Annotated in this window: 10 protein-coding genes; 3 read left to right on the top strand and 7 right to left on the bottom strand. The window is 71.4% G+C overall.

The window, feature by feature from the left end; all coding sequences use genetic code 11:
• Nucleotides 1-99: 99 nt before the first annotated feature.
• From ODJ79_RS14800 to ODJ79_RS14785, 4 genes are all read right to left on the bottom strand, one after another.
• A complete protein-coding gene (locus ODJ79_RS14800; protein WP_263024003.1) occupies nucleotides 100-1137 on the bottom strand; it encodes a LacI family DNA-binding transcriptional regulator in 1038 nt (345 codons plus the stop codon).
• Nucleotides 1138-1157: 20 nt separating this feature from the next.
• Entirely contained in the window at nucleotides 1158-2066 is a 909-nt protein-coding gene (locus ODJ79_RS14795) for a carbohydrate ABC transporter permease (RefSeq protein WP_263024002.1), read from the bottom strand.
• Between the two features lies 1 nt (nucleotide 2067).
• A complete protein-coding gene (locus tag ODJ79_RS14790) occupies nucleotides 2068-3009 on the bottom strand; it encodes a carbohydrate ABC transporter permease (RefSeq protein WP_263024065.1) in 942 nt (313 codons plus the stop codon).
• 68 nt (nucleotides 3010-3077) lie between these two features.
• A complete protein-coding gene (locus ODJ79_RS14785) occupies nucleotides 3078-4394 on the bottom strand; it encodes an ABC transporter substrate-binding protein (RefSeq protein WP_263024001.1) in 1317 nt (438 codons plus the stop codon).
• A gap of 214 nt (nucleotides 4395-4608) precedes the next feature.
• Between ODJ79_RS14785 and galT the strand changes: the two genes are divergently transcribed.
• The gene (gene galT, locus ODJ79_RS47005; protein ID WP_317620667.1) at nucleotides 4609-7953 is read left to right on the top strand and encodes a galactose-1-phosphate uridylyltransferase; all 3345 of its coding nucleotides are present in this window, start codon (nucleotides 4609-4611) and stop codon (nucleotides 7951-7953) included.
• A 417-nt stretch (nucleotides 7954-8370) separates the two neighbouring features.
• Here galT and ODJ79_RS14770 read toward each other — a convergent pair whose 3' ends face one another.
• Nucleotides 8371-9978 carry a polysaccharide lyase family 1 protein gene (locus ODJ79_RS14770; RefSeq protein WP_263024000.1) on the bottom strand — a complete coding sequence of 536 codons (1608 nt, stop codon included), beginning with the start codon at nucleotides 9976-9978 and terminating at the stop codon, nucleotides 8371-8373.
• 182 nt (nucleotides 9979-10160) lie between these two features.
• Nucleotides 10161-11261, bottom strand: coding sequence for a phytanoyl-CoA dioxygenase family protein (locus tag ODJ79_RS14765; protein ID WP_263023999.1), 1101 nt, complete (start codon nucleotides 11259-11261; stop codon nucleotides 10161-10163).
• Between the two features lie 72 nt (nucleotides 11262-11333).
• On the opposite strand from ODJ79_RS14765, the gene ODJ79_RS14760 reads away from it, so the two are divergent.
• Entirely contained in the window at nucleotides 11334-12326 is a 993-nt protein-coding gene (locus ODJ79_RS14760) for a LacI family DNA-binding transcriptional regulator (RefSeq protein ID WP_263023998.1), read from the top strand.
• Nucleotides 12327-13026: 700 nt separating this feature from the next.
• A complete protein-coding gene (locus ODJ79_RS14755; protein ID WP_263023997.1) occupies nucleotides 13027-13830 on the top strand; it encodes a phosphotransferase in 804 nt (267 codons plus the stop codon).
• Nucleotides 13831-14061: 231 nt separating this feature from the next.
• Here the strand turns inward: ODJ79_RS14755 and ODJ79_RS14750 are convergent, their stop codons facing one another.
• Entirely contained in the window at nucleotides 14062-15774 is a 1713-nt protein-coding gene (locus ODJ79_RS14750) for a substrate-binding and VWA domain-containing protein (RefSeq protein WP_263023996.1), read from the bottom strand.
• Nucleotides 15775-15947 lie beyond the last annotated feature (173 nt).

Below are 15947 nucleotides of genomic sequence, written 5' to 3'. Positions count from 1 at the left end.
TTGGTGCATAACCGAAATATCAGGAATATCAGGCGCGCCAGCGCCGGATATTCCGTGATGCGGGCCGGGGAGGGCCGGGGGGACGGGCCGGGGAGGGCCCTAGACCGCGGGCGAGGAGTCCCGCAGGACCAAGGAGGTGGGCACGGTGATCGAGAGCGGGGTACGCCCGGCGATCACGTCGGTGAGGAGGCGGACCATCTCCTCGCTGATCCGGTCGAGCGGATGCCGGACCGTGGAGAGCGGCGGGTCGAGCGTCGCCGCGAGCCCCGAGTCGTCGAAGCCGACCACCTGGACGTCGCCGGGGACCTGGCGGCCGGCGTCGCGCAGCACCGGCAGGGCACCGGCGGCCATCGCGTCCGAGGCCGCGAACACGCCGTCCAGGTCGGGCGCCTGCTCGAGCAGCCGCCGCATGCCGGCCGCGCCGCTGGGCCGGCCCCAGTCGCCGGGTACGATCAGCGCCGGGTCGACCGGCAGGCCGTGCGCGAGCAGCGCGTCCTGGTAGCCCTGCAACCGGTCGACGCCGCCGACCATGTCCTGCGGGCCGGTGATCGTGGCGATCCGGCGGCAGCCGGCCGAAGCGAGGTGGTCGACCGCCGAGCGGGCGCCGGAGCGGTCGTCGGCCATCACCGAGCTGATCGACTGCTCGTAGCCGAGCACCCGGCCGCAGGCCACGATCGGCACCTCGGCCTGCACCAGGTGGCTGAGCAGCGGGTCGCCGGAGTGCGGCGAGACCAGCAGCACGCCGTCGACGTGGCCGCCGGAGAGGTACGCGATCGTCCGGTTCCGCTCCTCGGGGGTCGACGCGATCATCAGGATCAGCGTGAGCTCCCGGTCGGAGAGGGCCTGGGCGACCCCGCGCAGCAGCACGGAGAAGTTCGGGTCCTCGAAGAGCAGGTGTTGCGGCTCGGTGAGCAGGAACGCGATCGAGCCGGACTTGCCGGTGGCGAGGGAGCGGGCGTGCGGGTTCGCCGTGTAACCGGTCCGGGCGATGGCCTCCCGGACGGCCCGGACGGCCTCGGGGCTGACCCACTCCCGGCCGTTCAGGACGCGGGAGACGGTCGCGTAAGAGACCCCGGCCTCGCGCGCCACGTCGCGGATGGTGGGCCGCTTGCGCCCCGTACCGGGCGGTGTCGGCACGTGGGGGATCATAGTGCTCATCAGGCCTTCACCGCGCCCGCGCCCAGGTCGACGCGCCAGTAACGCTGCAGCGCGAGGAACAGCACGACCAGCGGCACGATCGACAACAGCGCGCCGGTGACCACCGAGATGTACATCGAGGGCTGGTTCGCCCCCTGGTTCAGCAGGCCGTTGAGGCCGACCGTCAGCGGGTACAGCTTGTCGTTGCCGAGCATGATGTAGGGCAGCATGAAGTTGTTCCAGATCGCCACGAACTGGAACAGGAACACCGTGATCAGGCCGGATCGCATCATCGGCACCGCCACGGTGACGAAACTCCGCCAGTCGCCGGCGCCGTCGATCCGGGCCGCCTCCAGGACCTCGGTCGGCACGGCCGCGGCCGCGAAGATCCGGCAGAGGTAGATCCCGTACGGCGTGATCATGCTGGGCAGGAGCACGGACCAGTACGTGTTGGTCATCCCGACCTTGGCCAGCAGCAGGTACTGCGGGATCGCCAGGATGACGCCGGGCACCAGCACCCCGGCCAGGATCAGGTTGAACACGAACCGCTTGCCCGGGAACGTGTACTTGGCCAGCGCGAACCCGGCCATCGCCGACACGACCGTGGACGCGAAGGCGCCGACCCCGGCGTACAGGGCGGTGTTGGCCATCCACCGCCAGTACAACCCGCCGCGATAGTGGGACAGGTCGCGGACGTTGTCGACCAGGTGGCTGCTCGGCGCCAGCGTGAACGTGCTGAACAGCTCGCCCGAGCTCTTGGACGAGGCGATCACCACCCAGAGCACCGGGAACAGGCAGTACAGCGCGCCGAGCAGCAGCAGGACCGTGGCGGCCGGGCTGATCCGGCGGTTGCCCCGGCCGCGGGCGTGTTCCCGGGCGGGGGACTGGGCGGTGGCCGGGACGGCCGGCACGACGGTGGAGACGCTCATGTCAGTCCTCCTGGTTGAAGGCCCGGTTCCCGACGAGCTTGAGGAACCCGAAGGACAGGACGAAGGTGGCCAGCGCGATGACCACCGAGGTGGCCGCCGCCGAGTAGACGTCGTTGCGGGTGAAGGCGTCCCGGTACACCTTCATCAGCGGGGTCCAGGTGGTCGAGATGGTGTTGCTCAGCGGCCGCAGCGTCATCGGCTCGGCGAAGACCTGCAGGGTGGCGATCAGCGAGAAGACGAACGTCATGATCAGCGACGGCAGCACGATCGGGATCTTGATGCGGACGGCGATCTGGACGTCCGACGCGCCGTCCAGCCGGGCCGCCTCGAACAGGTCGGTCGGGATGGCCCGCAGCGCGGTGTACGGCACGATCATGTTGAAGCCGGTGCCGCCCCACACCGCGATGTTCGCCACCGCGTACAACACCCAGGAGTCGGAGAGCAGGTCGGGCGGGGTGATCCCGAGATGGGTGACCGCGTCGCTGAGCGGGCTGACCCGGGGCAGGTAGAGGAAGCCCCACAGCAGCGAGGCCACCACGGCGGGCACCGCGTACGGCAGGAAGATCGCGGTCCGGGCGAACGTGCCGACCCGGGTGCGGCCGGCGTCCAGCAGCAGGGCCATCAACAACGCCAGGCCGAGCATGGTGGGCACGACGATCATCCCGTACGCGAGGACGCGCTGGACGCTGGGCAGGAAGTCCGGGTCGGTCAGCGAGCGCACGTAGTTGCTCAGGCCGGCCCACACCTCGTGCCGGGAACCCGCGCCCAGGCCCAGGCCGGTGACCTTCGTGCGGCGCAGGCTCAGGTACGCCGAGTAGAGGATCGGCGCGAGGAGGAACAGACCGAACAGGACCAGCGCCGGCGCCAGGAACAGGTACGGCGCCCCGGCCTTCCGGCCACCGCGGGACTCGACGCGAGGCGTACGCGTGGAAGTGGGAAACACCGTCAAAGCCGTCACCTTCCGTCCGGAACGTGGGGGCGCGGCGCGGGCCGCGCCCCCGGTGGGTCAGATCAGCCGGCGACCTTGAAGCCGGTGTTCTTCATGTCGTCGACCGTGGTCTTCTGCATGGTGACCAGCGCCGCGGGGAAGTCCGCCGCCTTCTTGGACTGCGCGGCCTTGCCGAACGCGTCGTTGTAGCTGGAGTACGCGACGTTGACGTTCGGCCCGTAGGTGAACGGCTTGGTGATCTTCGCGGACTCGGCGGCGATCGAGTAGAAGTCGGTCTGGTCGGCGAGGAAGGCCGGCGGCGAGGTCAGCGCGGCCGAGGAGTCGACGCTGGCCGGGTAGACGTTGGCCTGGGTGACCAGCGCCTGGATGCCCGCCGGGTCGGTGTTGAGCCAGGCGATGAACTGGGCCGCCTCGGCCTTGTGCTTGCTCTGCGTGGTGACGCTGGTGGCCGACCCGCCCCAGTTGCCGTTGGCCGGGCTCGCGGCGTCCCACTGCGGCATCAGGGCCGCCTTCCACTTGCCCTTGGTGTTCTTGGCGCTGCCCTCGAGCACGCCCGGCCCCCACACCGAGCTGACCCAGCCGACCTGGGTGCCGTCGTTGAGGGCGGCGTTCCACTCGGGCGTGTACATCGGCTTGTTGTCGATGACGCCCTCCTGCACCAGGCCGCCCCAGTAATTGGCGACCTTCTGCGTGTTCGGGTCGTTGATCGCGACCGACCAGGTGTCGCCGTTGATGCCCCACCAGGACGCGCCGGCCTGCTGGGAGAGGCCGGCGAACCAGCCCGCGTCGGTGGCCGAGAAGGTGCCGAGGTACTGCTTGGCGTTCGCGGCGTGGATCTTCCGGGCGGCCGCGGCGTAGTCGTCCCAGGTCTTCGGCGCCTGGAGGCCGAGCTTCTGGAAGACGTCGGTGCGGTAGTAGAACATCATCGGGCCGGAGTCCTGCGGTACGCCGTACAGCGCCTCGGAGCCCAGGGTGACCGCGTTCCAGGCGGAGTCGGGGAACTTCGCCTTGAGGCCGCCGGACTCCTTGCTGATGTCGGCGACCGCGTTCGCCGAGACCAGGGTGGGGATCTTCTGGTACTCGGCCTGCATGATGTCGGGGGCGCCGCTGCCGGCCTTGATCGCGGTGAGCAGCTTGGTGACGGCCGGGTCGCCGCCGTCCTGCTTGTTGACGGTCACGTGGATGTCGGGGTGCGCGGTGTTCCAGCCCTCGACGACCTTGTCCATGTTGGGCGCCCAGGTCCAGTAGGTCAGCTCGACCTTCTCGGCCGGCTTGGCGCTGCTGCCGGAGGAGGCGTTGTCGTCGGAGCCGGAGCAGGCGGTGGTCATCATCAGCGCCGCCGTCAGAACCCCGGCGAGCGGCAGGAATGTCTTCTTCATGGATCCTCCTCGATCGGACGGCCGCGGGAGGGATGCGGCCGCGGTCGCTGCCGGGGGAGACGTGCGTCACCGAACAGGACCTGTGACCGGTTACAGTGCTGCCCGGCCTGGAAATTGTCAAGCCCTTGCGTCGCGGCGGTTAACAGCCTGTATCGTGCGGAGCCAGGCGCCTGTGACCGGTTACAGTCGCTCGTCGCGCAACCGAGGAGTCACCGTGCTGAACGTCGCCCACCATGACTGGTCGTCGCCCCTGCGCCGGCCCGCGATGAGCAACGACGAGGACGCGCGGCCCGGTGTCTCGCTCACCAGCCGCTACCTGACCCGCCACGGGGTGCCGGTCATCCCGGTCTCCGGCGAGATGCACTACAGCCGGATCCCGCGGGCCCGCTGGCGGGAGCGGCTGCGGCAGCTGCGCTCCGGCGGCGTCACCGTGGTGTCCAGCTACGTGTTCTGGCTGCATCACGTCGAGCACCGCGGCGAGCCGCGCTTCGACGGGAACCTCGACCTGGCCGCGTTCTTCGACCTCGCGGTCGCCGAGGGCTTCGACGTGATCCTGCGGATCGGGCCGTGGTGCCACGGTGAGTCGCGCAACGGCGGCTTCCCCGACTGGGTCCAGCAGGCTCCGGTGCGCCACCGCACCGACGACCCGGGCTACCTTTCCCTGGTCCGGGAGTGGTTCGGGCAGATCGCGCAGCACCTCGACGGGCGCCAGGGGCTCGGCATCCAGCTGGAGAACGAGCTCTACGACCAGCCGGGGCACCTCGTCACGCTCAAGCGGCTCGCCCGCGAGGCCGGGATGTCCGCGCCACTGTGGACCGCGACCGCCTGGGGCAGCGCCGATCTGCCGGCCGAGGAGGTGCTGCCGCTCTACGGCGGGTACGGCGACGGCTTCTGGGTCGACGCCGACGCGCCGTGGGACCCGACCTTCCGCGACCACTACTTCTTCTCGCACGTCTGGGACGACCCCGGGATCGGGGCCGACCTGCGGCGCCTCCAGCTCCAGGGGATGCGCGCGGACCGGTCGCATCCGCGTACCCCCTCGGAGCTCTTCCCGCCCGCGACCTGCGAGCTCGGCGGCGGCATGGCCACCGCCTACCACCGCCGGCCCCGGCCGGCGGCGCTCGACATCGCGGCCATCGCGCATTGCAAGATCGGGAACGGGTCGGCCTGGCAGGGCTACTACATGTACGCCGGCGGGACGAACCCGCCGGGCGAGCAGGGAACGCAGGAGTCGCACGCGACCGGCTATCCCAACGACATGCCCCGCCTGGGATATGACTTCCACGCGCCGGTGGGCGAGGCGGGGGTGCCGGCCGGGAGCCACGCGGCGCTGCGGTCGCAGCACGCGTTCCTGGCGGCGTTCGGGTCGTCGCTGGCCGAGATGCCGTCCAGCCTGCCGTTCGTCCGGCCGAGCGGGGTCGAGGACGCGCAGACGCTGCGGTGGGCGCTGCGCAGCGACGGGAACAGCGGGTTCCTGTTCATCGCCTGGCATCAGCCGCACGTGCCGCTGCCGGTCTACCGGGGTGCACGGTTCTCGGTCCGGCTCGACTCGTCGACGGTGGAGCTGCCGGCTGCGCCCGTCGACATTCCGCCCGGGACCCTCGCCCGGTGGCCGCTGCGGTTGTCCCTGGGCGGGGTGCGGCTCGACTGGGCGACCGCGTCGGCGCTGACCGTGCTGCCGGGCGAGGTGCCCACGCTGGTGCTGGTCGCGGAGGCCGGCATCGAGGCCTCGTACTCGGTCGGCGGCTGCGTCGCCACCGTCGAGCCGGGCCTGACGCCGGTCCGGCTCCGGCCGGGCGGCGGCGAGCTCGACCTGCTGGTCCTGCCGGCCGCCGTCGCCGCCGAGATCTGGGTCTGCCCGGACGGTCCGGAGCGGCGCCTGTTGCTCTCCCCGGACGAGCTCGCCTGGGGTCCCTCCGGTCGGATCGAGTCGTCCGGGCCGCGGGTGCAGGTCTACGACCCGGCCGTACGAGGCTTCCGTCAGCTCACGCTGGAGGCGGCTCCTCCCGCCGACCGCGTCCACAAATCGGATTTGTCGGTCATCGGGGTTCGGCCCGCCGGGACGGCCGTCCCCGTCGCGTACGGCAAGTTCGACGGCCGGCAGTCGGCGCCCTCCCCGGCGGCCTTCGACGAGCTCGCCGCCGTCTACCAGGTCCCGTTGCCGTCCTGGGCCGCCGACGGCTCGGTCGACGCGTTCCTGCACCTGCGCTGGGCCGGCGACGTCGGCCAGCTGCGGGTCGACGGCCGCCCGGTCACCGACCGCTTCTGGGACGGCTCCGAGTGGATCGTCAACCTTCGCGACGCCGGCGTGCGCCCCGGCGTCACCCTCACCCTGCACCTGCTGCCGCTGGCCGCCGGCTCGACGATCGCGCTTCCGCCGGACGCCCGCGACCGCCTCGCGACGGCCGACGGCCAACTGCTGGCGATCGACTCCGTCCGGCTCCGCGGCCGCGCGGTCTGGCGGGAACCTCATCCCGTACGCCGCTCCGCGCGCCGCATGCCCGACGGCCGCGAGATCGTCTACTTCGACGACACGCCGCCGTTCCGCGACCGCGAGGCCGTCGACCTGCGCTCCCTGCCCCCGGCCGCGGCCGCCCCGGAGATGCGCCGCGACCCGCTCACCGGCGAATGGGTCACGATCGCCGCGCACCGCAACGACCGCACCTTCCTCCCGCCCCCCGACCAGGACCCGCTGGCGCCCACCGCCCCCGGCGGCTTCCCGACCGAGATCGCCGAGCCCGCGTACGACGTGGTGGTCTTCGAGAACCGCTTCCCGTCCTTCTCGCCGCGTGCCGGGGGCTCGCCGGACCTGGTCGACGGCGATCCCCTGTGGCCGGTCCGGCCGGCCGCCGGGCGTACCGAGGTCGTGGTCTTCTCGTCGGCGCCGCAGGGGTCGTTCGGCAGCCTGACCCCGCACCGCGCCCGCACCGTGATCGAGGCCTGGGCCGACCGGACCGCCGTGCTGAACGCGTCACCCGACGTCGAGTACGTGTTCCCGTTCGAGAACCGGGGCCGCGAGATCGGCGTGACGCTGCCGCACCCGCACGGGCAGATCTACGCCTTCCCGTTCGTGCCGCCGAAGGCCGCCCGCATGATCGAGATGGCGTCCGCGCACCCCGGCGGCAACCTCTTCGGCGACATCCTGGACGCCGAACGGCGGGCCGGCACCCGGATCGTGGCGACCTCCGCGCACTGGACCGCCTACGTGCCGGCCGCCGCCCGCTGGCCACTCGAGGTGCACCTGGCCCCGCACCGGGACGTACCCGACCTGCCGGCGCTGACCTCGGCCGAGCGCGACGACCTGGCCCTGATCTATCTGGACCTGCTGGGCCGCCTCGACCGCTACTTCCCGGGCGTCGAGATGCCGTACATCTCGGGTGTCTTCCAGGCCCCGGCCCACGCCTCCCGTGACCTGTTCCGCCTGCACCTGCAGGTCTTCTCGATCCTGCGCACCCCCGCAAAACTGAAGCACCTGGCCGGCGTCGAGTCCGCAATGGCCGCCTGGATCAACGACACCCGCCCCGAAACAGTCGCCGCCCGCCTACGCTCCCTGGCCTGACTCCCGCCGCTCCGCCGCTCCGCCGCTCCGCCGCTCGCGCCGCTCCCGCCCCCACTCTCCCTCTCGCGATCTTGAAGGAAGGGGGTTCGGGGCGGACGCGAAGTCATCGCTGTTGCCGCGCCTTGCCCGATCTTGGTGACTTGGCGCGCGGCGGGCACGACCTGCTGGGCGATAAACCCGAAATGTCGCCGCGCTTAGCCGAAGCTGGCCGAGCTGAGGGGAGGAGCGTCGCGGCGGTGCGGGTGGGGCGTCCGGCGGTGCGGGTGGGGCGTCCGGCGGCGCGGGCTGGGGCGTCCGGCGGTGCGGGTGGGGCGTCCGGCGGTGCGGGTGGGGCGTCCGGCGGTGCGGGTGGGGTGGCGGCGGTGCGGGTGGGGGCGCCGGCCGGAGCCATCGCCGGCGCCCCGTTTCCTCCGGCGGTCAGCCGGTGATCTTTCCGGTGCCGGCGCCCGCGGTGACGATGGACTTCACGGAGGCGGCGGTGTCGACCGTATAGGAGTAGGGGATCGCGGCCACCGAGCCGCTGGTCAGCACCGTGCCCGAGTTGACCAGGTAGTTGTTGCGGGCCACCACGCTGCCGGCCGAGGAGTCGCCCTCGCCCAGGTGGACCGGGTCGGTGATGTTCTCGAAGTAGTTGCTCTCGACCAGGATGCCCGCGTTCTCGGTGCTGGCGATCGCGTAGCTGTAATCGAAGGTCTGGCCGTTGTAGTAGTAGTTGTTGTACACGTGCACCGGGTTGGCGAAGCGGACCCGAGGGTTGCGCTCGGCGCAGTTGATGAACGCGTTGTGGTGGTAGGTGACGCGCAGGTGCCCGGTGTCCTCGGAGGAGTTGCTGTCGCTGTGGCCGACGAGCGAGCACTTGATGTGGTCGTGGATCCGGTTCCAGGACACCGTGATGTAGTCGGCGGCGTGGGTCAGGTCGAGCAGGCCGTCGTAGTAGTCGGTGCCGTGGCTGGTGTCGCTGGACAGGTCGTTGTGGTCGATCCAGATGTGGGTGCCGCCGTCGACGTGGATGGCGTCGCCGTTGCCGTTGCCCGCGAGGACCTTGCTGATCTGCAGGTTGCGGACGATGACGTTGTTGACGTCCTTCATGTTCAGGCCGCAGCCGGTGAGGCCGGAGCCCGAGCCGACCCCGATGATCGTCTTGTTGGCGGCCACCCGCACGTCGTCGGAACAGCTGAAGTTCCCGCTGACCCGGATGGTCTGGGTGGTGGTCGCCTTCGCCTGGGTGGTCAGGTCGGCGAGGCTGGTGACGGTGACCGTGGAGCCGCCGGCGCCGCCGGTGGTGCCGCCACCCTGGGTGGCCCAGCCGACGAGGCTGTTGTCCGCGGGCGGGTTGCTGGTCGGCGACGTGGTCGGTGACGTGGTGGGCGAGGTGGTCGGCGACGAGGTGGTTCCGCCGCCGCCGCCGTTGTCCACGACGACGTCGTCGAAGCGGCCGGCCGCGTGTTCGGTCAGCAGGCCGATCCGGCCGGCGCTGATCGTGGTGTCGGTGGCGCTGCCCACGCTGGTCCCGTTGATCGTGCCGCTGATCGTGCTGCCGTTGAGGGTGAGCTTGAGCGTGTAGAAGGTGCTGGTCGAGATCGTCTGGGAGAGTGATCCGAGTACGGTGATCGACGAGCCGTTCATGGTCTCCAGCTGCACCTTGTTGCCGCCGGTCAGCGACAGCCGGTACATCTTGGTCGAGCCCGACGCACGCGCGGTGAGCGCGACGACGCCCGCGGTGGAGGCGAACGAGGTGGCCTTGACCCGGGCCTGGACGGAGTAGTTGGTCCAGCTCGTGTCGCCGGCGAACTCGCGGGCCCGCTCGCTGCCGGAGTCGGACTGCTGGAAGACCTGGCTGCCGTCGGTGACGATCGACCAGGTGCCGCCGGACTTCGACCAGCCGCTGGTGCTGCCGCTCTCGAAGTCCGCGCTGAAGACGGTGGCCGCCTCGGCGTTCGTGACGGTGACGAACAGGCCGGCGGCGACCACGGTGGCCAGGCCGCCGGCGAGCGCCAGTCGTCGCAGGCGTTTTGCGGGTGCCATGCGCATTTCTCCTTCTCGCAATTCGGGGAACCGCCCGGGGGAGCGCCTTTGCCAAAAGAGGACGCGCTGATTCGCCGCGCGGGACAGCACGGGGGACTCGGCTGACCCGTACGATTAAATGGTTTTCGGACGGTTGGGTTATGGCGAATGTCCCACCGGCCATAAACGAGAGTCAATGAATCCTATTTGCAGGTTTGTTGCAGAGCGCGCTCGAACCGGGCCTGGTCCCAGCCGCCGGCCACGGCCTCGCGTACCAGATCGGCCTGGGTTTTCGGGGCCAGGCCGCCGACCGGCTGATGGGTGTCGAGGTTGGTGGGGAAGGCGTAGCCCTCGGCCGACGCCGCGATCACGTTGTCGACGGAGCCGCGGTAGTGCCGCAGCACCGGGTAGAGCACGCGCAGCATGGCCGCCCGATCGACCGTCTCCATGGCCCGGCCGAACGCCGACGACACCTGGAGCAGGTTCGCCATCCGCCGGACGCCGGCCGAGCGGTTGGCGCCGGCGCCGTGGAACAGGGCCGGGTTGAAGAACGCGGCGTCACCCTTGGCCAGCGGCAGCTGCACCCGGTGGCGATCGAAGTAGGCGGTGAACTCCGGCTGGTGGTAGGCGATGTACCCGGCCCGATACCGCTGCGAGTACGGCAGGTACAGCGTCGGCCCGGTCTCCACCGGCATGTCCACGTGCGCCACGGCGCCCTGCAAGGTCAGCACCGGTGACAGGGCGTGCACGTGGGCGGGGTAACGCTGCGCCTGCGCACGGGACATGAACCCGAGGTGGTAGTCGCGGTGCGCCACCTGCGCCACGCCGCCCGGGTTGACCACGTTGACCTGCGAGGTCATCTGGTACGCGGCGCCCAGCCAGGCCCGGCAGATCAGCGCGAGAGTGTCGTTGTCGTAGTAGGCGGCGAACGCGGCCGGGTCACGCAGCGCGAACTTGTCCAGCGCGCCCCACACCCGGTCATTGGCGCCGGGCTTCGCGAAGTGGTCGCCGCCGGTCACCCCGGCCGCCTTCTGCACGGCGATCAGATCCTCGAAGACCGCGGTCGCCCGATCGACCACGGCCGCGTCGAAGGCCCCTCGGAAGACCACCACGCCGGGCCCGTCCATCAGCGCCCGCACCAGCTCCGACTGGATCTCGAGACCCTCCGGAAGCCGGCCGGGGTAGATCAGCACGTGGTCGGCCACGTCGATCGCGTGCGGGTAGTCGCTCAGCTCCGTCTTCTGCTCGCAGACCGACCGAAAGTCCTCCAGGTCGGCGTCCGCGGCGGTGAACCAGGTCGTCATGCCGTCACGCTAGGTCACCTCGGGGCATCGAAGAACCTTGAAAAACCCTCAAAACAACCTCATCGTGTACGAGTGAAGCACCCGTACCGGATCCGCGAGATCGCCGCCCAGGCCGGCCTCAGCGAGGCCACCGTGGACCGGGTGCTGCACGACCGGCCCGGCGTGCGGCCGAGCACCGCACGCGAGGTCCACCAGGCGATCGCCGACCTCGACCGGCAACGGACGCAGGTCCGACTCGCCGGTCGTACCTTCATGGTCGACGTGGTGGTGCAGGCGCCGGCCCGGTTCTCGGCGACGATCCGGGCGGCGCTCGAGGCGGAGCTGCCGGGCCGGCGGCCCGCCCTGCTCCGCGCCCGGTTCCACCTGCTCGACGGGGCCTCGCCGCGGGACACCGTGGCGGTCCTCGGCCGGGTGGCCAGGTCGGCGTCGCACGGGCTGATCCTGAAGGCTCCCGACGTACCGGACATCGTGGCCGCGGCCCGCCGCGTGCCGGTCCCGCTGGTCACCCTCGTCACCGACCTGCCCACCGCCCCGCGGATCGCCTACGCCGGGCTGGACAACCGCGCGGCCGGCGCGACCGCCGCGTACCTGATCCAGCAGTGGCTCGGCGACCGGCCGGGCGACGTGCTCGTGGTCCGCGGCCGCGGCGAGTTCCGGGGCGAGTCGGAGCGGGCGGCCGGCTTCCGCGCCGAGCTGGGTGCGGGCCGGCGGCTGCACGAGGTGATCGACGCGCCGGACCGCCCGGACGCGATCGGGCCGGTGCCGGCCGCGGTGCGGGCCGTCTATTCGATGTACGCGGGAGCCGGCGGCAACCGGGCCGTCGTCGCGGCGTTCGAGGGCCGGAGGTACGACGTGTTCGTCGCGCACGATCTGGACGCCGAGAACGTGGCGCTGCTACGGGAGCGGAAGATCTCCGCCGTGCTGCACCACGACCTGCGGGTCGACCTGCGCCGGGCATGCCACGCGATCCTGCAGGCGAACGGCGTGCTGCCCGGCCCGGTGCGGACCAACCCGTCGGCGATCCAGGTGATCACGCCGCACAACGCGCCGCCGGTCGAGTTCTGACCCACACCGGATCTGCGCAAGTCCGCCGGCCGAGTGGTGATCCGCACCAGATCTGCCGGCCGCCTCGCTGGTGCACACCACGGCGGTGCGGCTGCTCTGCTTCGCCGGCGCGGGACTGGTGGCGGCCGCGTTCGTCGTCCGCGACTACTCAGGTTCCCTTGGGTAGGTCGAGAGCCACCGTCTCGGCCCGACCTTAGTCCCAGCGTCAGCCCCGGCGACGTAGCGGGCGCCGAACCCGCTGAGTGGCCCTGGTGAATCGCGCCTGGCCCGGCAGATATCGCTGGGACCGTCGGCGATGCCGGAAGGGCACCGGCTCGCGCGGCGGCTCGTAACGAGGCGGCGGCCCGCCCCGGAAGACCACCGGACCCGGAAGGCGGTACTCCCTCAGCTGCGGCATGAGAATCATCTGCACGTCCTCGATCGTGTCGGGACGGCAGCTCTCGCGCTACCGAGTTATCGCCCACCCGAATGTCGACGGGGCCACCGCCATCAGTAACCGGTGCCGGCGTCACCGGTACCGCCGCCGGACAGTAAGACCGCCACCACGATGGCCGCGATCAGGGCCGCGGCGATGGCGATCCACATGACGACTCGTCCACGGGTCACGAAGGACATTGTTCATCGTCTTCAACCGTCGGTCGCCGGCCCGGGAGCGAAATTATCCGCGGCTGAAAGGACGCCTTCGTTCCATACTTGCCGCGTGAGTTTCGAGGAGCCCGTCGGCGTCGTGGAGACGCCGCTTCCGGCGGGGAGGATGACACCCGGAATCACTCGGCGCGGCGGACAACTTCTGCGGCCGATGGGCCCGTGGTCCGGCGCCGTACATGACTATCTGCGGCACCTGGAGACGGCCGGGTTCTCCGGTGCGCCGGCCTTCCTGGGCACCGAAGGAGAACGCGAGGTGCTCGCCTACCTCGACGGCGACGTGCCGGCCGATCCGCAGTGGCAGCCCGGACGGGGGCATCGGCTGCCCGCCTATGCGCGCACCGAGACCGCCCTCGTCGCGGCCGGCGAATTGACCAGGCGGCTGCACGAGGCCGCCCGGGGCTTCCGGCCGGCCGACACCCGGTTCCGCTTCGACCCGCGCGCGCCCCGGGCGGGAGAGATCATCTCGCATGGCGATCTGGGCCCCTGGAACACCGTCTATCGAGACGGCGTGCCGGTCGCCTTCATCGACTGGGACGCGGCCGGCCCGGTCGAACCGCTGGTCGAGCTGGCGGCCGCGGCGTGGGAGTTCGTTCCGCTCGCCCCGCCGGAGCAGCTGCGCGAGGCGGGGTTCGCCGCCATCCCCGACATAGTGGAGCGACTCCGGCTCTTCGTGGACGCGTACGGTTTGAGCGATTGGCGCACCGTTCTGCCCGCCCTGCAGCGATGCCGGCTGCTCGCGGCCGAACGCATCAAGTATGCGCCGGTGAGCCCCGCGGGAGCCGCCGACGGCCTCGAACACCACGCGCGCGAGCTGCGGTGGCTACATTCCTTCCTCGCGCGCCTCGACCGCCGCTGAGCCGCCGGACGGCACCGCGGCCGCGGTTGCCCGCTCGGTTCGCCGCGCGCTGCTCGGTTCGCCGCGCGCTGCTCGGTTCGCCGCGCGCTGCTCGGTTCGCCGCGCGCTGCTCGGTAGGCCGCGCGCCGCTCGGTAGGCCGCGCACCACCCGGCTGCCCGCTCGCTGCGCCGCGCGCACCCGACCGCCGACCCGTCGCGTGCGGCGGCGGATCGGCGGTCGGGCGGCGCGGTTCAGGCTCCCTTACGGCTGGCGATGGCCTGCAGGAAGATGTCACCGATCTTGGCCGGGTCGGTGGCGATGAAGACGCCGCCGGAGCCCGCCGCCTTGGTGATCGACTCCAGCTCGCCGCGGTCGATCGCGGTGCCCATGCCGATGATGATCATGCGGATCGGGCGCTTCGGGTCGCGCAGCTTGGTCATCTTGTCCACCAGCTGGTCGATGGTGAGGCCGCCCGGGTTGTCGTTCTTCCCGTCCGTGTAGATCACCACCGAGTTCGACACGCCCGCCTGCCAGCCGTGCTGCACCGCCTGGTACGCGGCGAGCGCGGTGTCGTACAGGCCGGTGTCGCCGCCCGCCTTCGGGGTGATCTTCTCGATCGCGTTCGCGATGTCCTGCCGGTGGGCCGCGACGGTCGAGATCGGCAGGTTCTCCTTCCACGGCCGGGTGCCGACCATGTTGGTGGAGAACGTCCAGTTACCGACCGACCAGCGGTCGTCGAGCAGCGCCAGCCCCTGCCGGGCCACCGCCCGGGTCACCTCGGCCCGGGTGATGCCGCCGGCGGTCGGCACCTTCGCGTTCATCGAGGCCGACACGTCGAACACCGCCAGCATCCGGCCCGGCTGGGTGATCGCCGTCCAGCTGCCCAGCAGCTGCCCGATCGCGGCCGAGACGGTCGCCGGGTTCTGCGCGGCCGGCGGCGGCACGGTCGCGGGTGCGCTCTTCGGCGCGGCGAAGCCGGTGCCCTCGGTGCCGTCGGCCCCGCGTACGCCCGCCTTGGCCAGGCCGTTCTTGTACGCGCTGGTGGTCAGCGCGCCGCGCAGCGCCTTCGCGACGTCCGCCTTCTGCGGGTCGACGCCCGGCATGACCGCGAACGGGTAGTCCAGCACGACCGCGGTCGGCTTCGCGTAGAGCGCGGCCAGGCCGATCGCCGGCTGGTTCCGGTTGTACGCGATCACGTCCGCCTCGGAGAGCGGGGCCAGCCCGACGCTGGTGCCGACGGCGTCCGCCGCCTGCGGGAACTTCTGCAGCATGTCGCTGCGGATGCTGGAGCTGTTCGAGGACAGCGCCCGCATGATGCCGACCTTCAGCGTGGTCGCCGAGGCGTCGGTGCCCGCCGCGCCGGCCAGCGCGAGCAGGCCGGACAGCCCGGTCGCGTCCCGCGCCGGATCGACGATCGCCGGGCGTACGCTCTTGTCGGTCGCCAGCTTCTTGGCAAGGTCCGTCAGACCGGGGGTACGCGCGGGCCAGCCGAGCGCCGTCGCCGTGGTCTCCGGCACGGCCAGCACGATCGGGCTCTCCGCGATCGAGCCGAACGACTCCGGCGTGAACCCGGGCGCCTCCGCGGCGATCCGCAGCAGCCAGGTGCTGGAGTCCGGGATCCACACGTCCACGTCCGCCGTGACGTTCTTGCCGAGGGTGCCCAGGTTGACCCCGTGCCGGGTGCCTACCGCGGCGGCCATCGCGGCCGGATCGGCGGCACTCACGTCGACGGCGACGCAGGCGTTACCCACCTTGGCGTCCTTGCTCCAGGTCGCCGCGGCGGCGGTGACCGCCGGCGCGACCTCGGGGGCGGCGGCGACCCTCAGGCGTTCGGTCGTGGCGCAGCTGTCACCGGAGAGCGCGCGATAACCGGCCCACGACCCGCCGGCCACGACGGCGACGGCGGCCGCGGCGGCGGTGACGATGAGTCCGGTGCGGTGAAGTTGACGATGTCGGCCAGGCACCGAGCCATGATGATCGGCCGAACCCCCGGTTGCCTACTGATGAGACGTTAAGAAATTTCACAAAGACTGCGAATAGCCTGCCGTGTCCGATTGATCGCCGGACACGCCCCATCCGTACACCGACCGGACCAGTGTGTGTCTAAGATCACTGCCGGCGTGCCAGGCGGCGCATG

Source organism: Actinoplanes sp. KI2 (genome assembly GCF_025630775.1).
Lineage (GTDB): Bacteria > Actinomycetota > Actinomycetes > Mycobacteriales > Micromonosporaceae > Actinoplanes.
This window is presented reverse-complemented; position numbering and strand designations above follow the sequence as displayed.